We start from the raw sequence: 5,857 nt of genomic DNA, 5'->3' as shown, positions 1-5,857 counted from the left end.
CTGGCCAGCAGAGCGGGTTCCTACCTGACAGGGGCGGTCATCCCGGTGGACGGCGGGATCGCCACAACAGCCAGCGGTACCGGCCGCTAGTTCTTGGCAGCGGGCTCACCGAACCGATCCGGATCGGCGGTCGCCAACAGCCAGGCGTACTGGAAGGCCGCTTCCTTCCACCGTTCGTAACGCCCGCTGATGCCACCGTGGCCGGCCGCCATCTGGGTGCGTAGCAGAACCGGACGCGAATCCGTCTTGTGATGCCGCAGCGCCGCAACCCATTTCGCCGGCTCGACGTAGAGCACGCGGGTGTCGTTGAGAGACGTCATCGCCAGGATCGCCGGGTAGTCCTTGGCTGCGACGTTCTCATACGGCGAGTAGGACTTCATGTAGTCGTAGACGTCGCGATCCTCCAGCGGATTGCCCCACTCGTCCCACTCGGTCACGGTCAGCGGAAGGGAAGGATCGAGGATCGTCGTGAGGGGGTCGACGAACGGAACCTGGGCCAGGATGCCGGCGAACTGGTCGGGCGCCATATTGGCCACCGCACCCATCAGCAACCCGCCGGCGCTGCCGCCGAGTGCCACCAGATTTCGCGGCCGGGTCAGGCGAATATCGACAAGATGACTTGCTGCGGCGATGAAGTCGGTGAAGGTGTTCTTCTTCTCCAGAAGTTTCCCACGCTCGTACCACAGCCTGCCCATCTCGCCGCCGCCTCGAACGTGCGCGACCGCGAACACCATCCCGCGGTCGAGCAGCGACAGTCGGGCAATCGAGAACCGCGGATCTTCGCTGGACTCGTAGGCTCCATAGCCGTACAACACTGTCGGAGCTGGGAATTCGACGCCGTTGCGGTACATCAGTGAGATCGGGATGCGGGTGCCGTCCTCAGCGGTGGCCCAGTCCCGACGTTCGACGTAGTCCTCGCGCCGGAAGCCACCCAGGACCGGTTGCTCACGCAGCAGTGTTCGTTCCCCGGTGCTCAGATCGATGTCGTAAATCCGCATCGGGGTCAGAAAGGACGTGGCGCCGATCCGCAGGCGTGGTGCGTCCCAATTCGGGTTGCCGCCCAGACCGCAGGCCATGAGTTCGGAGTCGAACGTGATGTCCGCCGGTGTCCCGTAGCCCCGGTCCGTCAGCGGCCACAGTTGCAGTTTGGGCAGCGCACCGCGACGGTAGTGGACCACGATGTGCCTAGCGAACGCGTCGACGCCCTCGAGGCGGACATCGTCGCGGGCAGCGATGAGAGTCCTTTGCGCGGAGGGATCGTCGACTGGCGCTTCGGCAAGGGTGAAGTTCGGGGCCCCGTCGTTGTGCAGGATCAGGAAGCGGTCCTCGCCACCGATGATCGCATGGTCCACCGAGTACTCGACGCCGTCGCGTCTGGGCAGCACCGTGGTGAACTCAGCTTGCGGATCGGCGGCGTCGGCGAACCGGATCTCGGAGGTGATCGCCGAACCGGCCGCGATGATGATGTAGCGGTTACTGCGGGTGCGGCCCACCCCGACCCAGAACCGCTCGTCGGGTTCGGTGAAGACCTGCTCGTCATGGCCGGTGTGGCCCAGTCGGTGACGCCACACGGTGTCCGGCCGCCACGACTCATCGACGGTGGTGTAGTAAACGGTCGCACTGTCGGTGGCCCAGGTTATCCCGGCGGCAATACCGGTGATGCGATCGGGGTACAGTGCGCCGGTCCGTAAGTCCTTGAACTGCAGGGTGTATCGCTCATCGCCGACGACGTCGGTGGAGTAGGCGAGGAGGTTGCCGTCCGGGCTGACACTGGCAGCACCGACGGCGAAGTAGTCGTGGCCGTCGGCTTCGACGTTCTCATCGAGGATGATCTGTTCGCCCGGGACTGCGGTGTGCTCGTCGAAGACGGGCGGTTCCCAGTCGTCGGGCCCGGAGATCGGGCATCGGCAGTGGACGCCGTACTGCTTGCCCTCGAAGCTACGGCCGTAGTACCACCAGTCACCCCGGCGCAGCGGAACCGACAGGTCGGTCTCCTTGGTGCGGGCCTTGATCTCGTCAAAGATTTTCTGGCGCAACGGCTCCTGGTATTCCGTCATCTCATCGACGTGGGCGTTCTCCGCCTCGAGGTGTGCGATGACCTCGGGATCGGACTTGTCGCGCATCCATTCGTAGGGGTCGAGGAAGACGTCGTCGTGGTGGACCCGTCTGGAGTCGACCCGCTTGGGCGCCGGAGCGGCGGATTCGGCCCTGCTCATGATGGCGTCCCGATCCAGTCGGCGAATTTCAACCCTGAGATCCGTTCGTAGGCTTCGATATAGCGCTCGCAGGTGGCCTCGACGATATCAGCGGGCAGCGGGGGCGGAGGTTCGCTGCCGTGCCGGTCCCAGCCGGAGTCCGGCCCGGTCAGCCAATTGCGGACGAACTGCTTGTCGAAGCTGGGTTGGACGGCACCCTCGTGATAGCCGTCGGCGGGCCAGTACCGGGACGAGTCGGGGGTGAACACCTCGTCGGCAAGAACCAACCGGCCCGCGCCGTCGACGCCGAATTCGAACTTGGTGTCGGCGATGATGATTCCCTTCGTCAAGGCATGCTCAGCGGCCTGGCTGTAAGTCTGCAGTGTCACGTCGCGCAACTCGGTGGCCCGCACCTCCCCCAGCATGCCGACGACTCGGTCGAAGGTGATGTTCTCGTCATGCGCCCCGATGTCGGCCTTGGTCGCCGGGGTGAACAGCGGTTGGCTGAACTTGCTCGACTCCACCAGTCCCGCCGGCAGGGCGATACCGCACACCGACCCGGTGCGCTGGTAGTCCAGTAGTCCCGAACCGGTCAGGTACCCGCGGGCAACGCACTCCACAGGCACCATGTCCAGGCGGCGCACCACCAGGGCCCTGCCGAGGACTTCAGCAGGAATGCGGGGGTCATCGGGCGGGCCCGCGAGGTGATTGGGGGCTCCGCCCTGGTCTGAGACCAGACCGAAGAAGAACACGCTCATCGCGGTCAGGATGCGGCCCTTGTCGGGTATCGCGGTGTCGAGGATGTAATCGAATGCCGAGATCCGGTCGGTGGCGACGAAGAGTAGGTGGTCGTCGTCGATGCGGTAGAGCTCGCGCACTTTGCCGCTGGCCAGGTGGGGATAGTCGGTCAGGGCGGGACGCACCGCGTCAGCCTATCGGGGGCGAATGCCTGCTTTGTGCTGGGATCAGACCCATGAAGTCGCGTTTCCTGCCCTATGCCACGACACCGGCTCGACTGACCGCTCAGGTGATCAGCGATGCCCTGGTGATTGCGTGGATCACCGTGTGGGTGCTGATCGGTACGGCCGTGCATCACGCGATCGCAGTATTCGCCAAGGTCGGCACCCAGGTGCAGAACAGCGCCAACGGCATGTCGGACAACCTGAACTCGGCCGGGGACAACGCTGACCGCATCCCGCTGGTGGGTGATGCGGTGGCTAAACCCTTGCGCGCCGCCAGTGAGGCGGCCCTGGATCTGGCCGGTGCCGGGCAGAGTCTGAACAGCACCGCTACCTGGCTGGCGGTGCTGTTGGCCATCGCGGTGGCGGCCCCACCCATCCTTGCCGTCGCGATGCCGTGGCTGTTCCTGCGGATCCGGTTCTTCCGCCGCAAGTGGACGGTGATCGCTCTGGCCCAGACCCCGGCCGGTGAGCAGTTGCTGGCGCTTCGCGCGCTGGCGAACCGGCCGCTGCGCCGGTTGACGGAGATCACCCCTGATCCGGTAGGGGCCTGGCGGCATCAGGATCCGGCGGCGGTTCGGGGGCTGGCTGCCCTGGAGTTGCGTTCGGCGGGTGTGGCCCGGGTGACTTCGGTGCGCTAACGAGCGCTCAGCGCACGCGAGTGCACCGAACGGAACCGGCTGGGCCGGTTGTCCGTCAAACATCGATGTGATCGAGGACTACTTGCGTCGCCATGATGGCGTCATCACGCTGGCTCAGGCCAAGCGGGCGGGCATCAGCGAATACGCGGTACGCCGGCAGGTGCGATCAGGTCGTTGGCGCCGCTGCGCCACCGGCGTGTACTTCGTTGATGACCGGCCGTTCACCGCCGCCGCCCGACTCCGGGCAGCGGTGTGGGGCCGCGGTCCCCGGGCAGTCGCCAGTGGACTTGCTGCGGCATGGTGGCTGGGCCTGATGAGTCTTGAGCCCCGGGTGTTCGAGGTCACGGTCCCGCGCACGGCCAGTGGCCGAGGCAGCCCGGGAATCCGGATCCGACGCCGCGATCTGCGCGCCGAAGACATCTTCGAGGACCGCGGCCTGCGGGTGACCGGCCTTGCGTTGACGGTGCTGGAGGCCTCGGTCCGAAGGGGCGGCGGACCGAGGATCATGGACGCCGCCCTGCAACGCCGCGTCCGACTGCTCGATCTGCAGCGAACACATCTTCGCAACACCGGCCGCCACGGTGCTCCGGCAGCACGACGCATGCTGGACGCGGCGGCCGGCGGCGCACGGTCGGAGGCGGAGCGAGTGGTGGTTGCGCTCCTGCGGTGTGCGGGGATCGACGGGTGGCGCGCCAACTACACGATCGGCCCCTACGCCGTCGACTTCGCCTTTCCCTCGCAGCGGGTGGCTATCGAGATCGACGGCTGGGCGTTTCACAGCGACCAGGAGGCATTCCAGAAGGACAGGGTGCGGCAGAATTGGCTTGCTCTGCAGGGCTGGCAGGTGTTGCGGTTCACCTGGCTGGACATCACCCAACATCCTGAGCGCGTTCTCGCAGAGGTCCGCGCCGCGATTTCGGTGCGCTAGCGAGCGCTGGGCGCACGCGAATACACCGAAATCGTCAGAGGATGGCGCCGGGGGTGTACTTCGCGGCGTCGGGGTAGGCGCTGGCCAGATCAGCCACGGCGGCGACCACCCGATCGACCTGCGAACCGGCCGCCCCGGTGAAGGACTGCTTGTCGGCCAGCGCGCCGTCCAGGGCGGCCCGGTCCAGCGGCAGCCGGGGGTCGGCGGCCAATCGGTCGAGCAGGTCGGGTTCGGCGCCGCGTTCCCGCATCGCCAGCGCCACGGCCACCGCGTGCTCCTTGATGACTGCGTGGGCGGCTTCGCGCCCCATCCCGGCCCGCACGGCGGCGATGAGCACCTTGGTGGTCGCCAGGAACGGCAGATAACGGTCAAGCTCGCGCTGGATCACCGCGGGATAGGCGCCGAACTCCTCCAGCACCGTCAGGAATGTCTCGATCTGGCCGTCGATGGCGAAGAAGGCATCCGGCAACGCGACCCGGCGCACCACCGAGCAGAATACGTCGCCCTCATTCCATTGCGCCCCAGCCAATTCCGCCGCCATCGAGGCGTACCCGCGCAGCACCACCTGGAGTCCGTTGACCCGTTCGCAGCTGCGGGTGTTCATTTTGTGCGGCATGGCCGAGGAACCCACCTGCCCCTCGGCGAAGCCCTCGGTGACCAGTTCGTGGCCGGCCATCAATCGGATCGTATGCGCCAGCGACGACGGCCCGGCGCCCAACTGCACCAACGCAGAGAGCACATCGTGGTCCATCGACCGCGGGTACACCTGGCCAACGCTGGCGAGCACCGAGGCGAAGCCGAGGAAGTCCGCCACCCGCCCTTCCAAGCCGGCCAGTCGATCGGCGTCGCCGTCGAAGAGATCAAGCATGTCCTGGGCGGTGCCCATCGGCCCCTTGACACCGCGCAGTGGGTAGCGGTCGATCAACTCCCGGATGCGGGTCAGCGCGATCAGGGTTTCCTGCGCGGCGGAGGCGAACCGCTTACCGAGCGTGGTGGCCTGGGCGGCGACGTTGTGGCTTCGCCCCGTCATCACCAGGTCGCGGTAGGCCGCGGCATGTTCGGCCAACCGGGCGGCGACGGCCACACCGTGGGCGTGCACGAGCAGCAATGATTGGCGGATCTGCAGTTGTTCGA

Annotated in this window: 5 protein-coding genes and 1 pseudogene; 3 read left to right on the top strand and 3 right to left on the bottom strand. The window is 66.7% G+C overall.

The annotated features are described in order from the left end of the window. Window positions 1-90, top strand: a pseudogene (locus ADBZ5N_RS17000) (3-oxoacyl-ACP reductase); the annotation flags it as partial. Here ADBZ5N_RS17000 and ADBZ5N_RS16995 read toward each other — a convergent pair. Both ADBZ5N_RS16995 and ADBZ5N_RS16990 read right to left on the bottom strand, forming a co-directional pair. Continuing rightward, window positions 87-2,216 (bottom strand): S9 family peptidase, encoded by a 2,130-nt coding sequence (locus ADBZ5N_RS16995; RefSeq protein WP_526259450.1) that lies wholly within the window; start codon window positions 2,214-2,216, stop codon window positions 87-89. The pseudogene ADBZ5N_RS17000 and the gene ADBZ5N_RS16995 sit on opposite strands and share 4 nt — an antisense overlap. Continuing rightward, window positions 2,213-3,118 (bottom strand): phosphoribosylaminoimidazolesuccinocarboxamide synthase, encoded by a 906-nt coding sequence (locus tag ADBZ5N_RS16990; RefSeq protein WP_526259448.1) that lies wholly within the window; start codon window positions 3,116-3,118, stop codon window positions 2,213-2,215. Before ADBZ5N_RS16990 ends, ADBZ5N_RS16995 begins: the two co-directional genes overlap by 4 nt. Before the next feature lie 50 nt (window positions 3,119-3,168). Between ADBZ5N_RS16990 and ADBZ5N_RS16985 the strand changes: the two genes are divergently transcribed. Beyond that, complete coding sequence (locus ADBZ5N_RS16985; RefSeq protein ID WP_526259446.1) at window positions 3,169-3,795, top strand: hypothetical protein; 627 nt, start codon at window positions 3,169-3,171, stop codon at window positions 3,793-3,795. Between the two features lie 67 nt (window positions 3,796-3,862). Further along, window positions 3,863-4,723, top strand: a complete 861-nt coding sequence (locus ADBZ5N_RS16980) for a DUF559 domain-containing protein (RefSeq protein ID WP_526259444.1) — start codon at window positions 3,863-3,865, stop codon at window positions 4,721-4,723. Window positions 4,724-4,757: 34 nt separating this feature from the next. Here ADBZ5N_RS16980 and purB read toward each other — a convergent pair. Next, the coding region (gene purB / locus ADBZ5N_RS16975) for an adenylosuccinate lyase (RefSeq protein WP_526259442.1) at window positions 4,758-5,857 on the bottom strand (1,100 nt) is incomplete at its 5' end.

It is taken from the genome of Mycobacterium sp., from assembly GCF_044370595.1.
Lineage (GTDB): Bacteria > Actinomycetota > Actinomycetes > Mycobacteriales > Mycobacteriaceae > Mycobacterium.
This window is presented reverse-complemented; position numbering and strand designations above follow the sequence as displayed.